Source organism: Nonomuraea sp. LP-02 (genome assembly GCF_036289125.1).
Lineage (GTDB): Bacteria > Actinomycetota > Actinomycetes > Streptosporangiales > Streptosporangiaceae > Nonomuraea > Nonomuraea bangladeshensis.
This window is the reverse complement of sequence record NZ_JAXCLK010000002.1, coordinates 1,013,376-1,030,309: the sequence shown is the minus strand read 5'-3', so window position 1 is coordinate 1,030,309 and position 16,934 is coordinate 1,013,376. Positions and strand designations below refer to the sequence as shown.

At 70.1% G+C, this 16,934-nt stretch carries 17 protein-coding genes; 8 read left to right on the top strand and 9 right to left on the bottom strand.

All coding sequences use genetic code 11. From position 1 onward, the window contains the following. Nucleotides 1-86 precede the first annotated feature (86 nt). Nucleotides 87-1,130, bottom strand: coding sequence for a LacI family DNA-binding transcriptional regulator (locus SMD20_RS48125; RefSeq protein WP_329594675.1), 1,044 nt, complete (start codon nucleotides 1,128-1,130; stop codon nucleotides 87-89). A 295-nt stretch (nucleotides 1,131-1,425) separates the two neighbouring features. On the opposite strand from SMD20_RS48125, the gene SMD20_RS48120 reads away from it, so the two are divergent. The 5 genes from SMD20_RS48120 (at nucleotide 1,426) to SMD20_RS48100 (ending at nucleotide 6,882) form a co-directional block, all read left to right on the top strand. Next, the gene (locus tag SMD20_RS48120; protein WP_329594673.1) at nucleotides 1,426-2,343 is read left to right on the top strand and encodes a carbohydrate ABC transporter permease; all 918 of its coding nucleotides are present in this window, start codon (nucleotides 1,426-1,428) and stop codon (nucleotides 2,341-2,343) included. Then, nucleotides 2,343-3,167: a carbohydrate ABC transporter permease gene (locus SMD20_RS48115; protein WP_329594671.1), complete on the top strand. Its 825-nt coding sequence runs from the start codon at nucleotides 2,343-2,345 to the stop codon at nucleotides 3,165-3,167. Before SMD20_RS48120 ends, SMD20_RS48115 begins: the two co-directional genes overlap by 1 nt. A 41-nt stretch (nucleotides 3,168-3,208) precedes the next feature. Then, nucleotides 3,209-4,477 (top strand): ABC transporter substrate-binding protein, encoded by a 1,269-nt coding sequence (locus SMD20_RS48110; protein ID WP_329594669.1) that lies wholly within the window; start codon nucleotides 3,209-3,211, stop codon nucleotides 4,475-4,477. A 28-nt stretch (nucleotides 4,478-4,505) separates the two neighbouring features. After that, the gene (locus SMD20_RS48105) at nucleotides 4,506-5,714 is read left to right on the top strand and encodes a hypothetical protein (protein ID WP_329594668.1); all 1,209 of its coding nucleotides are present in this window, start codon (nucleotides 4,506-4,508) and stop codon (nucleotides 5,712-5,714) included. Between the two features lie 244 nt (nucleotides 5,715-5,958). Continuing rightward, nucleotides 5,959-6,882 carry a LysR family transcriptional regulator gene (locus tag SMD20_RS48100; RefSeq protein WP_329594667.1) on the top strand — a complete coding sequence of 308 codons (924 nt, stop codon included), beginning with the start codon at nucleotides 5,959-5,961 and terminating at the stop codon, nucleotides 6,880-6,882. Nucleotides 6,883-6,953: 71 nt separating this feature from the next. Here the strand turns inward: SMD20_RS48100 and SMD20_RS48095 are convergent, their stop codons facing one another. Genes SMD20_RS48095 through SMD20_RS48075 form a run of 5 tightly spaced genes read right to left on the bottom strand, consistent with a single transcriptional unit; the run spans nucleotide 6,954 to nucleotide 11,740 of the window. After that, nucleotides 6,954-7,712: a serine hydrolase gene (locus SMD20_RS48095; protein WP_329594665.1), complete on the bottom strand. Its 759-nt coding sequence runs from the start codon at nucleotides 7,710-7,712 to the stop codon at nucleotides 6,954-6,956. After that, on the bottom strand, nucleotides 7,709-9,286 hold the full coding sequence (locus tag SMD20_RS48090) for an N-acyl-D-amino-acid deacylase family protein (RefSeq protein WP_329594664.1): 1,578 nt from the start codon (nucleotides 9,284-9,286) through the stop codon (nucleotides 7,709-7,711). The genes SMD20_RS48095 and SMD20_RS48090 overlap by 4 nt, the downstream gene beginning before the upstream one ends. Further along, nucleotides 9,283-10,041: an amino acid ABC transporter ATP-binding protein gene (locus SMD20_RS48085; protein ID WP_329594662.1), complete on the bottom strand. Its 759-nt coding sequence runs from the start codon at nucleotides 10,039-10,041 to the stop codon at nucleotides 9,283-9,285. The genes SMD20_RS48090 and SMD20_RS48085 overlap by 4 nt, the downstream gene beginning before the upstream one ends. Continuing rightward, nucleotides 10,038-10,874 (bottom strand): amino acid ABC transporter permease, encoded by an 837-nt coding sequence (locus SMD20_RS48080; RefSeq protein WP_091077804.1) that lies wholly within the window; start codon nucleotides 10,872-10,874, stop codon nucleotides 10,038-10,040. The genes SMD20_RS48085 and SMD20_RS48080 overlap by 4 nt, the downstream gene beginning before the upstream one ends. After that, the gene (locus SMD20_RS48075; RefSeq protein WP_329594659.1) at nucleotides 10,871-11,740 is read right to left on the bottom strand and encodes an ABC transporter substrate-binding protein; all 870 of its coding nucleotides are present in this window, start codon (nucleotides 11,738-11,740) and stop codon (nucleotides 10,871-10,873) included. The genes SMD20_RS48080 and SMD20_RS48075 overlap by 4 nt, the downstream gene beginning before the upstream one ends. Before the next feature lie 122 nt (nucleotides 11,741-11,862). Here SMD20_RS48075 and lysA point away from each other — a divergent pair, with 122 nt between their 5' ends. Then, nucleotides 11,863-13,080: a diaminopimelate decarboxylase gene (gene lysA / locus SMD20_RS48070; RefSeq protein WP_329594658.1), complete on the top strand. Its 1,218-nt coding sequence runs from the start codon at nucleotides 11,863-11,865 to the stop codon at nucleotides 13,078-13,080. A 223-nt stretch (nucleotides 13,081-13,303) separates the two neighbouring features. On the opposite strand, the gene SMD20_RS48065 is transcribed toward lysA, so the two are convergent. Together SMD20_RS48065 and SMD20_RS48605 are read right to left on the bottom strand one after the other, a co-directional pair. Next, nucleotides 13,304-13,444 (bottom strand): hypothetical protein, encoded by a 141-nt coding sequence (locus SMD20_RS48065; RefSeq protein ID WP_329594656.1) that lies wholly within the window; start codon nucleotides 13,442-13,444, stop codon nucleotides 13,304-13,306. A 327-nt stretch (nucleotides 13,445-13,771) separates the two neighbouring features. Then, nucleotides 13,772-13,957 carry a hypothetical protein gene (locus tag SMD20_RS48605; RefSeq protein WP_442942655.1) on the bottom strand — a complete coding sequence of 62 codons (186 nt, stop codon included), beginning with the start codon at nucleotides 13,955-13,957 and terminating at the stop codon, nucleotides 13,772-13,774. A 28-nt stretch (nucleotides 13,958-13,985) separates the two neighbouring features. Between SMD20_RS48605 and SMD20_RS48060 the strand changes: the two genes are divergently transcribed. Continuing rightward, a complete protein-coding gene (locus SMD20_RS48060; RefSeq protein WP_329594654.1) occupies nucleotides 13,986-14,234 on the top strand; it encodes a hypothetical protein in 249 nt (82 codons plus the stop codon). Nucleotides 14,235-14,514: 280 nt separating this feature from the next. Then, nucleotides 14,515-14,790: a hypothetical protein gene (locus SMD20_RS48055; RefSeq protein WP_329594652.1), complete on the top strand. Its 276-nt coding sequence runs from the start codon at nucleotides 14,515-14,517 to the stop codon at nucleotides 14,788-14,790. A 486-nt stretch (nucleotides 14,791-15,276) separates the two neighbouring features. Here the strand turns inward: SMD20_RS48055 and SMD20_RS48050 are convergent, their stop codons facing one another. Continuing rightward, nucleotides 15,277-16,656 (bottom strand): alpha/beta fold hydrolase, encoded by a 1,380-nt coding sequence (locus SMD20_RS48050; protein ID WP_329594650.1) that lies wholly within the window; start codon nucleotides 16,654-16,656, stop codon nucleotides 15,277-15,279. Between the last annotated feature and the right edge of the window lie 278 nt (nucleotides 16,657-16,934).

Here is a 16,934-nt window from a genome sequence, read left to right as displayed (position 1 = left end):
TGGAGCACCACGGTTTCCATGATCGTGAATCGATTCACGACATGGGCGGAGCGTAGTGACGACGTTGCGGCCATGTCAACAGCCTGTTACGCGCGGTCTCCCGCGACGGGAAGAGATGTCGCGCGGACTACGAGCTCCGGCTCGAAACGCCCCTCCACGTCCTGCTCGCTCTCGAGACCGAGCAAGATCCGGACGGCGCTTGCCCCGAGGGTCGCGGACGGGTGGCGGATGGTCGTGAGCGGCACGATCGCGAAGTCGGCGAACTCTATGTCGTCATAGCCGACCAGCGAGAGATCCTCGGGCACCCGGACCCCGCCCACGATCAGCCCGTGCAGGAGGCCAAGGGCGAGCAGGTCGTTGCCCGCGACTATGCCGTCGGGGAAGCCGGCCGCCCGGCGCCGGAGCAGCGTACGCGCGACCGCCTCGCCGACCTTCGCGGTCTGCACCTGAGTGCGGATGATTTCCAGCGCCGGCGGCTCCGGAGACTCCTCGACAGCCCGCTTGACCCCGGCCAGCCGCAGGTCGACGTGAGGGTGCGCGCCGCCGATGAAGATCAGTCGCCGCCGCCCCTGGGCGAGCAGGTGCGAGGCAGCGAGATGGCCGCCCCGCTCGTTGTCGCCCGAGATCGCCGGATAGCTGTGCGGGCCGGGCGCGACGCCGACGAGAACGAACGGCGTGCCACGCTCCCGCAGCCCGAGCAGCTCCGCGGGCACGTCGCCGACAGGGGCGGCGAGGATGCCGCTCACCTGCTGGGACTCGAAGAAGTTGAGATAGGCGCGCTCGCGTGCGGGGCTCTCGTCGCTGTTGGCGACGAGGATGAAGCGACCGTGCGCGGCGGCCTCCGCCTCCGCGCCCGCCGCGAGCTCCGCGTAGACGGGGTTGCTCATGTTGGAGACCAGTAATCCGAGCGCGAGGCTGTGGCCGACCCGCAGCCGCCGCGCCGCGTCGTTGCCGACGTAGCCGAGCTCGTCGGCCGCGGCGAGGACGCGCCGGCGCAGGTCCGGGGAGACCCGGTTCGGCTGGGTGAAGGTGTAGGACACGGTCGCACGAGAGACCCCGGCGCGCGCTGCGACATCGCCGACCGTGGCAGCGGAGGCGTCGGCCTTCTTCGGCGCGGGTCCAGAGGTCATCGGGCTCCTCACTGCGATACGTCGGCGCGTGTCAGCCTAGCGCAGGCGTGAATGGATTCACGAAACCACTCTCCGGACAGGGGCACCATTGACACGCCTTCGAGGGGGCGCGTAATCTGCCCGAAATCCCGTGAATCGATTCACGATCTTGAAGCAATGGCCCGATGACGGCCGCGATCACCCCCGCCCCCCTCACGTCCGGCAGCACACGCTTGCGCGCTTACGGACGCGATCACGGCGCCTGCGAGAGGAGTCACACGTGGCTGTGCCTCATGCCACGACGACACCGTCTGACGTGAGTGAACCCGCCACCCGGCCGATTCGTGGCGACGCGGGCGGTTCCCGCCGCAAGGTCGGGGTCCGCGCGCCGTGGTGGTTCGTCGTACCGGCGATCTCGATCTACCTCTTCATCGTCGTCGTCCCCAGCGTCCGGGGCGCGATGTTCTCCTTCACCGACTGGAACGGCCTGCGCCCCGACTGGTCCTTGGTCGGCCTGGACAACTACGCCTCCGTCTTCTCCGACCGCACGGCGCGGGACGCGCTGGTCAACACCCTGGTCCTGGCCGTGCTGGCCATGGTGGTGCAGAACGTCGTCGGCCTGCTGCTGGCCCTGGGCGTGAACAGCATGGTCAAGAGCCGCTACGCGCTCCGAGTGATCTTCTTCGCGCCGGTGGTGCTGACACCGCTGGTGGCCGGGTACGTGTGGAGCTTCCTGCTCTCGCCCAACGGCGCGATCAACGAGGCGCTGCGTGCCGTGGGACTGGGCGGGCTGGCGCACGACTGGCTCGGCGATCCGGACACCGCGCTGTACGCGATCGTCCTGGAGATCGTCTGGCAGTTCTCCGGCTACTCCATGGTGATCTACCTGGCGGGGCTGCAGGCGATCCCCGCCGAGGTGCTGGAGGCGGCGACGATCGACGGGGCAGGCGCCTGGAGCAAGTTCCGCCGCGTGGTGCTGCCGCTGCTCAACGGCGCCGTCGTGATCAACGTGATGCTCTGCCTGATCGGCGGGCTCAAACAGTTCGATCAGGTCATGGCCATGACCGGCGGCGGGCCCGGCACCGCGACCGAGACGATCTCGACGGCGATCTACAAGAGCGCCTTCTCGCTCGGCGACTTCCCGTTCTCGATCGCGCTTGCCGTCGTCATGACCGTGGTCATCGCGGTCCTGGCAGCACTCCAGTTCCGCCTGACGCAGAGGAAGGTCTCCTGATGCACGCGCGATACACCTGGCGGACGCTGCTTCGCGAAGTGAGCCTGATCCTGCTCGCGCTGGTGTTCCTCGTGCCGCTCGTCGGCCTGCTCAACGTGTCGCTGAAGCCGCAGGACAGCCAGACCGGCACGCTGGCCTTCGCGTTCCCGCCCACCTTCGACAACTATGCCGCGGCCTGGGAGCAGGCCAGCCTCGGCGCGGCACTGGCCAACAGCTTCCTCATCACGATCGTCAGCGTCGCCTTGATCATCGCCTTCGCGGCGATGGCCGCCTACCCGCTGGCCCGCGTGACCCGCGGCTGGTCGCGGTACACGTTCTCCTTCGTCATCGGCGGCCTGCTCGTCCCCGGTCAGCTCGCGCTGCTCCCGTTGTACGCCACCATGCGCGACCTCGACCTGCTCGGCTCCCTCTGGTCGGTGATCCTGATCAACGTCGGGCAGCAGATCCCTTTCTCCGTGTTCCTGTACACGATGTTCCTGCGCGAACTGCCGCTCGACTACGAGGAGGCCGCGCTGCTGGACGGATGCGGGCCGCTGCGGTCCTTCGTGACCGTGGTGTTCCCGCTGCTGCGCCCGGTCACCGGCACGGTGGTGATCCTCAACGCGGTCGGCATCTGGAACGAGTTCTTCACCCCGCTGCTGTACCTGGGCGGCAGCGACAACACCACAGCCCCGGTGGCGATCTACGGCTTCGTCAGCCAGTACGTGTCCCAGTGGCCGCTGATCTTCGCCGGCCTGGTGATCAGTGTGATTCCCATCCTGGTCGTCTATCTCGCGCTGCAGAAGCACATCATCAAGGGCTTCGCGGGCGGCCTCAAAGGCTAGCCGCCCTCCGCTCCCCCGCTCCCTGAATTTCGGAGACTCTCATGAAATCGATTAAAACGTTCGCACCCGTGTGCTGCCTTGCCATGGCGGCCGCCGCCTGCTCGACCTCGGGTGGCGGTGAAGCCGCCGCGCCGTCCGGGCAAGTGCTCACCCTGGCCGCCGCCGGCCAAGGTCCGGCCGAGGCCGCGGTGAAGGCGTTCGAGAAGGCCAATCCCGGGGTTACGGTGAAGACGACGTTCACCGAGGACGATGCCTCCTACCAGCAGCAACTGCGTACCCAGCTGTCCTCGGGAACGGCGCCCGACGTGTTCCGCATGTGGCCGGGCGGCGGCAACACCATGGCCGTACGGGACCTCGGCGCCGACGGCATGCTGATGGACCTCTCCGGCGAGAGCTGGGCCGGCGGGCTGAGCGCCGACCTCAAGGCCGTCACCAGCGACCCGGCGGGCAAGGTCACGGCCGTGCCCGTGACGATCGGCGCCGTCGGCGCGATCTGGAACGACCAGGCGCTGGCCAAGAGCGGCCTCACCAAGCCCACCACGTGGCCGGAGGTGCTGGCGTTCTGCAAGGCCGCCAAGGCCAAGGACGTCGTGCCGTTCGCGCTCGGCCTCAAGTCCGCGTGGGTGACCCAGCTGGTGCCGTACGCGCTGACCGCCTCCCTCGTCTACGGCCCCGACCCCGCCTTCACCCAGCAGCAGAAGGACGGCAAGGCCACCTTCGCGGCCTCGGGGTGGAAGCAGGCCATGGAGAAATACCTGCAGATGCGGGACTCGGGCTGCTTCAACGACAGCCCCAACGGTGTCGGCTACGAAGAGCAGATGCAGCTGCTCGGCCAGGGCAAGGCGCTGGGCGCCGTGCACGTGCTGTCCGCCGTGCAGTCGGCGCTGAAGTCCGCGCCCCAGGGCACCACGTTCTCGATGAGCCCGTTCCCCGCCACCGACAGCGCCGACGACACCTACATACCGGTTTCGGTGGGCATCGCGTACGGGGTCAACGCCAAGGCCAAGAACCCAGCTCTGGCCAAGAAGTTCATGGAGTTCCTCGCCTCGCCGGAAGGACAGGCGCTGTACGCGACGGAGTCCGGCAGCAGTCCCGCGCTCCCCAGCCCCTCCTTCAAGGCCGACGCGCTGCAGCAGCCGGTGCTCGACGCGGTCAAGGCCGGGAAGTCCACGCTCTACCCGGACCAGGCCTGGCCCAGCGCGAAGGTCCAGCAGGAGCACCTGACCTCCATCCAGGAACTGTTCAACGGAACGGTCGACGTGCCGACGCTGCTCGGCCGCATGGACAAGGCGTTCGGCGAGGCCAAGTGACCGACACGCGAGATTCGGGAGCCCGGCGATGACCGCATTGGAGGCATGCCTGTGGATCACACCCAAGATCTTCGACGACCTGCGTGACCCCGCGCCCGGCGTGGCGGCGTTCTTCGACCATCACGCCGACTGGCTGGCCGACCGGCCGGTCACGGTGGTCGTCTGCGCGGGCAACGGCGACCATGTGCTGAACTACGCGGGCCTCCAGTCGTGGGAGGACCGCTTCGACTGGGCCCGCTACAACTGCTTCGCGATCGCCCCCGGCGGGCCTTCCGCCAGTGCCCGGGCGCACAATTCGGACTGGCTGGCCCGGGTGCGCGACGGCGGGGAGCGTTCGGCCAACCCGTACTCCGCCGGGCCGATGTTCATCCTGTCCGAGCAGCCGATGGACTACCGCACGCTGGCCGGGATCTACGCGGCCATACGCGCGGAGGCCTCGCGCCGCGGGCTCCAGGTGAATCTGCTGGAGTATCTGGAGCCCGGGCCGGAGTTCTGCCGCAGCGAGTGGAAGACGGCACGGCACCCGGAGGTGGCCGCCGGCACCGCCGACGCCGGCGGGCACCTGGTCCCCGGCGTGATCGACGTGACGGCCGCGCTCTCGGCCGACACCCGGCCGTACGCAGCCTTCCCCGGCGGCATCCCGGGCGGGTTGCCGGCCGGGGACTTCGTCGCCGCCCAGACGGCCGCCTTCGTCGCCGACTTCGGCCTGGACGGGGTCATGCTCGGCAACCAGTTCGGTCTCGTCGGCTTCTGGCATCCGGACAACGCGCCGCCGCTCACGCCGCAGCGGTCCGCCGGGATCGAACGGTTCTTCCTGCGCCTGCGCGAGGCCATGGGAGACAGCCTCGTCTACTGGATGGACACCTACTGGCGGGCGGAGGTGGAGCGGTCTGCCTGGGGCATGACCGACGCCGCCTACCAGTCGCTCGACGCGATTCTGGTCAGCACGTTCGCCGTGCTGGTGGAACGTACCGAGATCGTGCCCAACCTGCTCAGCAAGGCCGCGCTCGGGGGACCGCGGCCGCTGCTCGGGCTGGACTTCGTCGACCCCTGGTACTGGTACCGCACCTACCTCGACGACCGGCGCACGTACCTCTACCAGCGGGATGTGCTCACCGCGCACGCCGCTGCGGTGGCCGGCGTCTCCTTCTTCGCCAACGACACCTTCGGCCACTTCGTACCGGAACCCGAGTTGTCACTGACCCTTGAGGTGGTGAGAAAAGCCGAACACGGGTGACACGGCCACCGCACACGCGCCCATCCGGGTGCGCGACGTGGACCTGCGCACCGGCGCGAGCATCGCCGACTTCCCCCTCACTTTCCGCGGTTGCGAGGGCAGGCTGCTGTCCGTGGAGAACGTCCCGATCGATCTGCGAGCTGGGCGACTCCCCCGCAGGACTGGGCCGCGTCTGTGCGCCGTCCTGGGCGGGCGCTCGTTCACCTCGTGGGCGGGACCGTCAGTCCGCTCCTAGGCTGGGCGGGTGCTCAGCAGTAACAGGCTCCGCGTCCTCCTGGAGATCTTCCGCACCGGCAGCATCGCCGGCGCGGCCAGAACCATGAAGCTCTCGCCCTCGGCCGTCTCCCACCAGCTGGCGAAGCTGGAGGAGGAGTCGGGCGTCGGCCTGGTCGAACGCAACGCCCAGAGCCTGCGCCTGACGGAGGCGGGCAGGCGGCTCGCGCTGCGCGCCCAGGAGGTGGCCGACATCCTGGAGGCCGCCGAGAAGGACCTGCTCGCCCAGCAGCGGATGGACGCGGGGGAACTGCGGATCGGCTTCTTCGCGTCGGCCGGGTACCGGCTGCTGCCGCTGGCGCTGTCGCGCTTCGCCGCCCGCTACCCGAACGTGGCGCTCGACCTGGCGGAGGGCCAGCCGTACGAGCTGCTGCCGGACCTTGAGCGCGGCGCGCTGGACGTGCTGGTGGTGTTCGATCACGCGCTCGACCCGTGGCAGCGCCCGGAAGGGGTGGAGGTGCTGCACCTGTTCGACGAGCCGCAGCTGCTCGTGGTCCCAACCGGTCACCAGGCGGGGCAGCGTTCGCGGGTACGGCTGGCCGATCTGGCCGAGGAGCCGTGGATCACGACTTTCGGCGCCGAGCACCCGGTGTCGATCCTGGAGCGTGCCAGCATGCTGGAGGGGTTCACGCCGCGGATCCGCTGCCGCAGCGATCATTACGAGGTGACGATCGGGCTGGTACGGGCCGGGCTCGGGGTGGCGCTGGTGCCCAGCCTGGGGTTGATGGGGGTGACGGGGGTGCAGGTGTGCCGCCTGGCCACGCCGCAGCTGTTCCGCCGGATCGGGGTGGCGCGGCGACCGACCAACCCCAACCCGGCGGCGCGTTCCTTTCTCGCCTACCTCCGCACGGCAGCCGCCCAGCTCCGCAACTCCCTGGAACCGACCCTGCGCTGACCCGTCACCCCGCCCGACCGCGACGCCCGCCTAAGCTTCAGGGGCCCGGTGGGCGCCGCCTGGCCAGGGCGTCAGGGTCGAAGACGGGCGATGAAGAGGCCCGCCTGCCGTACCGCGTGGACCAGGGCCTGTTCGGAGCCTGCGGGACCGTGTGCGAGGACCGCGTACGCGACCCCGCCCATCAGCCCCACGTCCGTGCGGATCCCCTCATCGGTGCCGGTCTTGTTGGCCAGCCACGCCGCCTCCAGGTCGTGCCGCAGCAGCGCGGGGACCAGGCCGTGGTCGGTGTTGGCCAGCATCCACTCGCGCAGCTGCACCTGCCACCCCGCGCCGCCCCCGACCAGCGATGCCAGCCCAGCCAGTTCCCCGGCCGTCCCCAGCGCGAACGTCGGCGGGTCGGCGGGCGTGCGCGGCTCGCGGATGCGGTCGAGCAGCCGCGTCCTGGTCAGCCCTAGCGCCGCGGCGGCCGCGTTGACCCGGTCCAGGCCAACGCGGCGCAGCAGCGCGTTCGTCGCGGTGTTGTCGCTGACCGCCGCGGTCAGCAGCGCCAGGTCGCCGACCGTCCACCGCCGCTGCGACAGTCCGAGCAGCAGGCCGGACCCGCCGCAGTAGTCGTCGTCGACCAGCTCCACCGGCTCCTCGGCGTCGAGGATGCCGCCTTCGAGGGACATCGCCACCTCCGCCAGCAGCAGCAGCTTCCCCACGCTGGCCAGCGGCAGCTCCACGTCGGCGTTGACGGCCGGCTCCGGCGCGCCGGAGCCGCGGACGGCCACCGCCAGCGTCCCCGGGCAGGCCTCGGCGATCTCCTCCAGGGTCTTGGGGGCGCTCACGGCGTGACCACCCCTCCGGGGCGGGCCGCCGTCAGGTCGCCGTCGCGGACCGCGACCTGCCCGGCCACCACCACGGCGCGCAACCCGTCCGGCGGCTGCAGCGGATCCTGGTAGGTCGCCCCGTCGGCCACCGTGGCCGGGTCGAACAGCACGAGATCGGCGTGCGCTCCGTCACGGACCGCGCCCCGGTCCCGCAGCCCGAAACGCGCCGCCGCCATGCCGGTCATCTTCGCCACGGCCGTCTCCAGCGACAGCAGCCCCTGCTCCCTGACGTACCGTCCGAGCACCCGCGGGAACGTGCCCGCCAGCCGCGGGTGCGGATGTCCCGGCTTGGGCACTCCGTCCGAGCCGATCATCGAGAAGTCGCACGCGAGCACCCGCCGCACGTCGTCCTCCCGCATCGAGTGGCTGATGATCGTCACCTCGCCCTCCTCGGCCAGCAGCAGCTCGGCCGCCGCGTCCACCGGATCGCCGCCGAGCGAGGCGATCGTGCGCCCCTCGACCTCCGGGTTGCGCACGGCGCACGCCACCGAGATGCGGTCCCAGCCGCCGTTGCCGACCGTGTTCTCCCAGCCGGGCACGCCCTCGGCGATCGCCCGCCGCATCCGCTCCCGCTGCGCGGGGTTCCGCAGTCGCTCCAGCAGGGCACCGGTTCCGCCGTCGTTGGCCCACGGCGGCAGCATCGCTGACAGCGACGTCGACGCCTCGGTGTAGGGGTAGACGTCGCAGGTGACGTCCATCCCGCCGGCGCGCAGCTCGGACAGGTAGGCCAGCGTGCGCTCGGTGCGGCCCCAGGCGTACTTGCCCGCCGTCTTGTGGTGGGAGACGTGCAGCGCCGCGCCGCTCCTGCGGGCGATCCTCACCGCCTCCTCCAGCGCCTCCTCGACGCGCGCCATCTCGTCGCGCAGGTGCGTCACGTACGGCCTGCCGTACCGTGCCGCGACCCTGGCCAGCGCCACCACCTCGTCGGTGCCGCCGTACGTGCCCGGCGTGTAGATCAGGCCGGTCGACAGGCCGGCCGCGCCCTGGGCGAGCGCCCGGTCCAGCAGGTCGCACATGACGTCAAGCTCGTACGGCGTGGCCGCCCGGTCCGCGTAGCCCACGACCCCGGCCCGGAGGGTGCCGTGCCCCACCAGTGAGGCCAGGTGGTTCGACCGGGGAGCGTCCGCATGGGCCGCCGCGAAGCCCTCGAAGTCCTCAAATATAGGTACGTTGCCGCCGAAACCGACGCGGCTTGAGGCCCGCATCTCCGGGATCCGCTCGGGCAGCGCGGGGAAGAGCCCCGACCCGCAGTTGCCGCTGATCTCGACCGTCACCCCCATCCGGACAGGCGCGGCGGCCAGTTCCCATGCCTCGGGACCCAGCAGGGTGGCGGCGTCGGAGTGTGTGTGCACGTCGATGAAGCCGGGGGCGACCACCAGGCCGGCGGCGTCGAGGACCTCCCGCGCCGCGGCCTCCCCCGTGGGGGGCAGCAGGACGACGCGGCCCTCGCGCACGCCCACGTCGGCCGGGCGCAAGGGAGTGCCGGTGCCGTCGGCGACCTGGCCGCCGCGGATCAACAGGTCGAGGTTCAAAGCACCTGCCCCAGGAACGCGCGGGTGCGCTCGTGGCGCGGGCGGGACAGCACCTCGCGCGGAGGTCCTTCCTCCACGATCACGCCGTCGTCGATGAACACCAAGTGATCACCTGCCTCCCGGGCGAACCCCATCTCGTGGGTCACCACGATCATTGTCATGCCGCTGGCGGCCAGGTCCCGCATCACGGCCAGCACCTCCTGCACCAGTTCGGGGTCCAGCGCGCTGGTCGGCTCGTCGAAGAGCATCACCTTCGGGTTCATCGCCAGGCTCCTGGCGATCGCGACCCGCTGCTGCTGCCCGCCGGACAGCTGGGCGGGGTAGTGGTGGGCGCGGTCGGCCAGCCCCACCCGCTCCAGCAGCTCGCCCGCCTGCCTGGCAGCGGCGGCGCGCGAGGCGCGCAGGACCGTGCGGGGGCCCTCCATGACGTTCTGCAGCGCCGTCATGTGCGGGAAGAGGTGGAAGCGCTGGAACACCATGCCGATCTTCTGCCGCTGCTCGCAGAGCTCGTCGGGCCGCAGAAGGTGCAGCCGGTCGCCGTGCTCGCGGAAGCCGATCAGCCGGCCGTCCACCCAGATGCGGCCGGAGTCGATCGTCTCCAGCCGGTTCACGCAGCGCAGCAGGGTGGACTTGCCGGATCCCGAGGGGCCGACGACGCAGACGACGCCGCCCTCCCGCACGTCCAGGCTGACGCCCTTGAGTACTTCCAGCGAGCCGTACCGCTTGCGGACGGACTGGATGCGCACCATGCTCATGACCGCTCACCCCGCGCGAACCGCTTCTCCAGGAAGTGCTGGCCGACGCTGGCCACGCTGGTCAGCACCAGGTACCACATCGACGCCACGATCAGCAGCGCGATCACCTCGAAGTTGCCCAGGTAGATGCGCTGGGCCACGGTCAGCAGCTCCGCGCCCGCGATCACCGACACCATCGAGGTCGTCTTCAGCATCGAGACGAACTGGTTGCCCGTCGGCGGGATGATCACCCGCATCGCCTGCGGCAGCACCACCCGGCGCAGGATCTGCCTGTGCGACATACCGAGCGCCTCGGCCGCCTCCCGCTGCCCGGGATCCACCGAGCGGATGCCCGCCCGGACGATCTCGGCCATGTAGGCGCCCTCGTTGATCGTCAGACCCAACGCCGCCGCCACGAACGGCGTCACCAGCGTGTTGGCCTGCCATTCCACGAACATCGGACCGCCGAAGGGGATCCCGACCCCGATCACCGGGAACACCAGCCCGATGTTGAACCAGAAGATCAGCTGCACCAGCAGGGGTGTGCCGCGGAAGAACCACGTGTACAGCCCCGCCGCGCCGCGCAGCACCGGGCTGTCCGACAGCTGCATCACCGCCGCGAGCACGCCCAGCGCCACGCCGAGGACCATCGACAGGAGCGTCAGCGCGATCGTCACGCCGAGCCCGCCCAGCACCCGGCCGTCGAACAGGTACTCGACCACCACGTCCCAGTGCAGGTTCTCGTTCACGGTGATCGTGTAGGCGAGCCAGATCAGCACCAGGCCCGCGGCGGCCCCGGCCACCATCCGGCCGGGCCGCCGCGGCGCGACGGCATTGACGGGGAGTTCGGTCATGACGCGCCGGTGTTGATAGTGATCTTCGGCAGCGCGTTGGCGGCCGTGCCGTACTTGTCCAGGATCTGCTTGTACTCGCCGCTGTCGACCAGTTCCTGCAGCGCCTTGGCCACCGCGTCGCGCAGCGCGGGGTTGCGCTTGTCGATCGCGATGCCCCACGGGCCGGCGTCGTACTGCTCGGGCAGCACGTCGTACTTGCCGGTCTCCTTGGCGTACATGTGGCCGACGGGTGAGTCGACGATCGTGGCCACGCTGCGGCCGGAGTCGATCGTCAGCAGCCCGGTGGGGGCGTCCTCGCTCTGCATGATCTGCATCTTCTGCGCGCACTTGTCGTTCTGCCGCAGGCCGATGTCCAGGTTCGAGCTGCCCTTGGCCAGCACGACCTTCTTGCCGCACAGGTCCTCGAGCGTCTTGATGCCCTCGGGGTTCCCCTTCTTGACCATGATCGAGCCGCCGGCGTTGAAGTAGTCGACGAAGTCGACCGCCTTGCGGCGCTGCTCGGTGTCGCTCAGCGAGGACATGGCGATGTCCCAGCGGCCCGCCTGCAGGCCAGGGATGAGCCCGTCGAAGGCGGCGTTCGTCGTCGTCACCTTGAGGCCGAGCCGTCCGGCGATCGCCGCCGCCAGGTCGATGTCCACGCCGGTCAGCTCCTGCGTGCCCGGCTTGTACATCTCCATCGGCGGATAGCCCTCGGAGGTCGCCATCCGCAGCTCGCCCGACTTCCGGACCTGGTCGGGCACGAGCTCCTTGGCGCTCTTGCCCGCGGCCGAGGGATCCGTGCGCGCCGCCGTACCGGAGGTGGACCTGCCGCAGCCCGCGGACAGGGCGCAGACTGCGATCATCGCGATGACCAGGTGTTTTCGCATGGCGGACATGGTGACGGCCGATGCGGGGGGAGCCCAACGAACGTGAAGGGTTCTGGCCCTGAGCCTCAAATTCTTCGATGCTCATGAAGATCTGGACGACTCAGTCCCTAGGGTGTGCGGCCATGACCATCTGGCCCCGCACCGCCACCTGGACCAGCGGCGAGCTGCACCTGGGCGGCCTGTCCGCCACGGAGCTCGCACAACGCCACGGAACCCCCGCCTACCTGCTGGACCGGGCCGACTTCGAGGCCCGCTGCCGCGCCTGGCTCGACGCGCTGCCCGACGGCGACGTCCACTACGGCGGCAAGGCGTTCCTGTGCCCCGAGGTGGTTCGCTGGCTCGCCGACCTGGGGCTGTCCCTGGACGTGTGCACCGGCGGCGAGCTCGCGGTCGCCATGGCCGGCGGCATGCCGCCCGAGCGGGTGGTCTTCCACGGGAACAACAAGTCCCTCGACGAGCTGCGCCGCGCCGTGGAGTGGGGCGTCGGCTGCATCGTCGTCGACTCCTTCACCGAGCTCGAACGGCTCACCTCGCTCGGCGCCCGCCAGCGGGTCATGATCCGCGTCACCCCCGGCGTGGACGCCGCCACCCACAAGGCCATCGCCACCGGCGGTGAGGACTCCAAGTTCGGCTTCTCCCTGTCCAACGGCGACGCGCTGCGCGCCGTACGCGCCGTCAGGGACACGCCGGGACTCGAGCTGTACGGCCTGCACTCCCACATCGGATCCCAGCTCTTCGACACCCAGGGCTTCGCCCTGGCGGCCCGCCGCATGGCCGACTTCGCCGGCAGCGTCGGCGTCACCCGCCTCGACCTCGGCGGCGGGCTGGGCGTCGCCTACCGGCCGGGCGACCCGGAGCCGCCCACCCCGTCCGACGTGGTCGCGGTCCTGCGCAAGGAGGTCGGCGGGCTCGACCTGGCCGTCGAACCCGGCCGCTCCATCGCCGGGCCCACCACAGTCGCCCTTTACCGGGTCGGCACCGTCAAGGGGACCTACGTCAGCGTCGACGGCGGCATGAGCGACAACCCGCGGCCCGCCATGTACGGCTCCCCGTACACCGCCGCGCTCGCCTCCCGCGCCTCGGACGCGCCGCTCGAACGAGTGGACGTGGTCGGCAAGCACTGCGAGAGCGGCGACTACCTCGTACGCGACATCCCGCTGCCCGCCGACCTGCGCCCGGGAGACCTGCTCGCCGTGCCCGTGTCGGGGGCCTACCAGCGCTCGATGGCCAGCAACTACAACCACGTGCCGAGGCCGCCCGTGATCGCCGTGTTCGAGGGGACGGACCGGGTGATCGTCCGCAGGGAGACCGAGGAGGACCTGCTGCAGTTGTACGTGTGACAGAGGTGACTGGCGGGCAGCCGTTGCCCGCCGGGCGCACGTGCCGTAGGCCGTCCCGGCAACTCGGATACCCCGGCCGCCAGCCCAGCTGCCGCTTGGCCTTCTCCCGCCGACCAGATCCTCGACCGCATCTGCCGTTGCCGCGACAGAATTTCAAGACCGGCTCACTAGCCATTGCGCCGCCTGCTCCGCGGCCCCTGCCGCTTCTCCGATCCCGGCCGGCTCAGCCGGAGGCCAGGCCCCGGAGGCGGGCGGCCGCCTCCGGGTCGCCGACCGCCTCGAACACCTCCGCCGCTCGAAGGTAGGTCTGTCGGCTCTCGCCGATCCGGCCCGCCGCGGCCGGCGATTCGGCGAGGCGCACCATGCAGCGGCCCTTGGAGGGGGGCCACCGGGAACTGCTCGAAGAGGGTGAGCGCCTCGATGTAGGCGGGGATCGCCTCGGCGTGCCGTCCCAGCTCGCTCAGGCAGAGCGCGATGGCGCCGCGAGCGTGCGTCCGGGTGAGCGCCGCCACGCTCGGCGTCATCCCCGAGTTCTCGTCGCTGGTCAGCTCGTACATCTCGGTGTACAGCTCCAGTGCCTCGGCGCGCCGCTCGATGACGCCCTGCTGGAGGTGCTGTGCGGGGTCTGATGGCCATACGAGCCGTCTGTCTGCGAGGGCCGCCGATCTTGTAGGTGCCCCTCAGGCTGGACTCAGCGGCGAAAAATTGTCAGGTCACTACCGAAGCTGCACACGAGTGAGCCGTCATTTGCGACAGCGACACCTCCGCTCGCATTCGGCAGAGTGATTACATCCGTAAAACGCCGCGCGGGCAGGTCCCAGACCCGCACCGTCGCATCGTCGGAGGCGGTGACGGCGACGGGGCGGCCGTCCAGCATGGTGCACGCCGCCGCGTAAACCGAGCCGGTGTGGCCGGTCAGGGGGTCCCGCGCTCCGGGCGCGAGCCCGCTCGACCCGCTGGTCGACGCGCTCGTCCACGGTCAGGACATGGCCCGCCCGCTGGGCCGTACGCGTGACATGCCCGCCGAGGCGGCAGTCGCGGCGCTCGACCACGTGGTGGCGGGCAAGTTCTACGGCGGGCGAGGGACCGCGCGAGGTGCGCGGCCCGGCGGCCGACCTCCTCCTGCTCGCCACCGGCCGCCCGGCCGCCCGTGAGGACCTGCGTTCCACCCGGTGATCGCCGGCCTCGGGGGCAACCATCATCGGTCGGCGGTCGGCGGCAGGACCCGGCTACCGCCCCTCCCCTCACTCGCCTGACACCAGATCACAGGACCTGGTGAATAAGCAAGCACCGTTCGATCCGGTCATCCGGCGGAGTTTGTGGTTTATGCACCGCAGGTCCGGCGGCGCTTTAGCGCCTATGCGCTCCGAGTAATTCGTGTCAGAATGACCTGTGTTCTCAGCCATGTCCAGGATGTAGAAAAGGAGCTTTAAAATGGCTGGACATCGAGTGCGCCTGGCGGCGTTGACGATGGGCGTCGTCAGCATGTTAGCGGTATCCGGCGGGATCGCGGACGCGTCCGCCGGCCGTACGTACCGGGTCGCGTACCAGGGACCCTTCAGCGCCGAGACCACCTGCAACGCATACAGCGCCGCACTGAACGATCCGCCGGACGTCTACAGTTCTCCCTGTTTCTACTCCGAAAGCGGCGTGCCCGGCTACAAGCTCCTGCCGGGCTGGTATTTCCGCTACCAATACTCCATCGATTGAGCAACCGGATCCCATTCCATTGAGCGGCGATGTCCTTACTCAGGGTGGCACGACTCGGAAATCCGCTCATGTGAGGTGATCGGCGGACCTCCGCTGCTGGTGAACGCCTCTTTCGGCCCCGGGATCCAGAACCGGGTCTGTCTAGATAAGTACAGTCCCCCAGGGAGTGTCGTTTTCGACCGACATCGAGCACAGGCCGGATCGCTCGTCCGCCTACCGTGCCCGCGTGCGCTGGATCGATCCCGCCGGCAAGAAACGCAAGTCGAGGTCGGAGGCGTTCGACACGAGCGGACAAGCGGAGACCTGGCCGGGCGCCTCAGCCTGCCTTAAGCGCTACCGGCACCCCTCGTCCGCCGGCCGGCCTGGAGAGGGACGGCGGCAATCCGGATGGGACAACAGAATGGTGGCGTGCAGTTCCCGGTTCCTCAACCGCGATGTACCGCACTGGTAGCGCGCACCCCGACGCGCCGCGTCGCAAACCGCCGATCAGCACGAGGTGCTCTCGGCGGGCAGGGTGCGGTCGGTGAAGTAGCGGTCGATGTGGTCACGGGCGCACGCGTTGACCCCGTACAGCGTGTGCCCCGGCTCGTCGTTGTGAATTGTGGCGCTGCCGGGCACCTGCTTCAGGACGCGGGCCACCGCGTCGGACTCGCGCCAGGCGCCCGCGCCGAGCATCGGGGGAAGGCCCTTGGGCAGCGGGGCGGGCGGGTTGGTGACGGTCACCGGCCAGCCGATGCATGCCAGGGTGCCGGTCAACAGCGTGTTGGCCGCGCCCGCGTTCGGGGCGACCTTGCGGACGTGGGCGAGTGCCTTGTCGAGCTCGGCCCGGTTGGCAGCGCGTGGCCAGTCGGTGCACTCGGTGACGCCCGTCGTCTGGTCGGGGTAGCGGGCGCCGCGGTCCGGCACGAAGCCGGAGGCGTCGCCGCGTACGGCCTTCCCGATGGCCGCGGCCAGTTTGGTGTAGTGGTCCTTTCCGTGCATGGCGAGCCCGAGAGCCAGTGCCTGCAGGTCGCCGCTGGTGTAGGCGATGCCGACGGACTTGACGGGGATCGGGGAGCGCTCGGCCTTGGCGATCAGGCCACGCCACTGGGCGGGCATTCCCGGGCACTTGCCCTCTCCGACACACCAGTCGAAGAAGCGGGCGAAGACCTTCTCGTTGAGCTTGGCCATTTCGATCATCTCGGCGGTCCAGTCGTCGCCGACGTGGCTGATCGTGCCGTCGATCACCATCGTGCGCACCTTGCTGGGAAACAGCCGAGCGTAGTCCTGGGCGTAGATGCCCGCGTATGAGGCGCCGTAGAAGTTGAGCTGGGACTCGCCGAGCGCCTTTCTGATGGCCTCCATGTCCCTGGCGTGGTCGGCCGAGCTCATGTTCGCGAACAGCTCGGGGTCCTTGTTGCGGCAGGTTTCGGCGTGCCCGCGGTTGGTGTCGGACAGGCGGCCGAAGTCGGCGTCGTCCGCGGGGAACTCGGGCAAGGGGACGCGGGTCCAGACGCAGGGCAGACCGGTGCTGAGGCCGCCGAACTGTTCGCCGTAACCGCGGGTGTCCCAGGTGACGATGTCCATCCGTTTGCGCAGGTTGGCCCACCAGTGTGCGTATGCCTGCGTTATGGCGATGCCGGGGCCGCCGGGACCCCCGTACGCGATCAGGACCGAGCCCTCAGAGACGCCGGTGGCCTTCAGCCGGCCCAGCTTGAGGGTGATCTTGCGGCCGTCGGGTTTCTGCCAGTCGACAGGGACCTGGAGATCGGCGCAGGCCATGCCGACCTTGTCGCCGGGGCAGGCGGCCCAGTCAAAGGCGGGGGTCTGCTGGGTCTGGAAGCCGGAGCCGAGGAGCGTCAGGGCGAGAACGAGTGGCTTGAACATGGCCACGACGATCTCGCAGAGCAGGGCTCGGCCACATCGGAGCTGGGTCTGATCTTGCGAGGGGGGAAATCAGACCGTGGCATGTCGTACCGCAGTCTGACAGAGAGGGGCCGTGCAGCCGCTCCAGCTCCGAGAACCGCGAGCCCTCCGGCGTCTTCAGCGTCGCCACCAGGTCCCCGGGCAGCGCCGGGTCCGCGCGGCAGGCGGCGCCCGCGACCGTGGCGTGCAGCGCCTTTCCGTGACCTTCCGCACCTCCGACACCTGCCGGGCCAGCACCG

Coding starts and splice junctions, on each gene's coding strand:
- SMD20_RS48125 (WP_329594675.1), bottom strand. CDS start 1,130: ATGACCTCTGGACCCGCGCCGAAGAAGGCCGACGCCTCCGCTGCCACG.
- SMD20_RS48115 (WP_329594671.1), top strand. CDS start 2,343: ATGCACGCGCGATACACCTGGCGGACGCTGCTTCGCGAAGTGAGCCTG.
- SMD20_RS48110 (WP_329594669.1), top strand. CDS start 3,209: ATGAAATCGATTAAAACGTTCGCACCCGTGTGCTGCCTTGCCATGGCG.
- SMD20_RS48105 (WP_329594668.1), top strand. CDS start 4,506: ATGACCGCATTGGAGGCATGCCTGTGGATCACACCCAAGATCTTCGAC.
- SMD20_RS48085 (WP_329594662.1), bottom strand. CDS start 10,041: ATGAGCATGGTGCGCATCCAGTCCGTCCGCAAGCGGTACGGCTCGCTG.
- SMD20_RS48080 (WP_091077804.1), bottom strand. CDS start 10,874: ATGACCGAACTCCCCGTCAATGCCGTCGCGCCGCGGCGGCCCGGCCGG.
- SMD20_RS48075 (WP_329594659.1), bottom strand. CDS start 11,740: ATGCGAAAACACCTGGTCATCGCGATGATCGCAGTCTGCGCCCTGTCC.
- lysA (WP_329594658.1), top strand. CDS start 11,863: ATGACCATCTGGCCCCGCACCGCCACCTGGACCAGCGGCGAGCTGCAC.
- SMD20_RS48065 (WP_329594656.1), bottom strand. CDS start 13,444: ATGGTGCGCCTCGCCGAATCGCCGGCCGCGGCGGGCCGGATCGGCGAG.
- SMD20_RS48605 (WP_442942655.1), bottom strand. CDS start 13,957: ATGCTGGACGGCCGCCCCGTCGCCGTCACCGCCTCCGACGATGCGACG.
- SMD20_RS48055 (WP_329594652.1), top strand. CDS start 14,515: ATGGCTGGACATCGAGTGCGCCTGGCGGCGTTGACGATGGGCGTCGTC.
- SMD20_RS48050 (WP_329594650.1), bottom strand. CDS start 16,656: ATGTTCAAGCCACTCGTTCTCGCCCTGACGCTCCTCGGCTCCGGCTTC.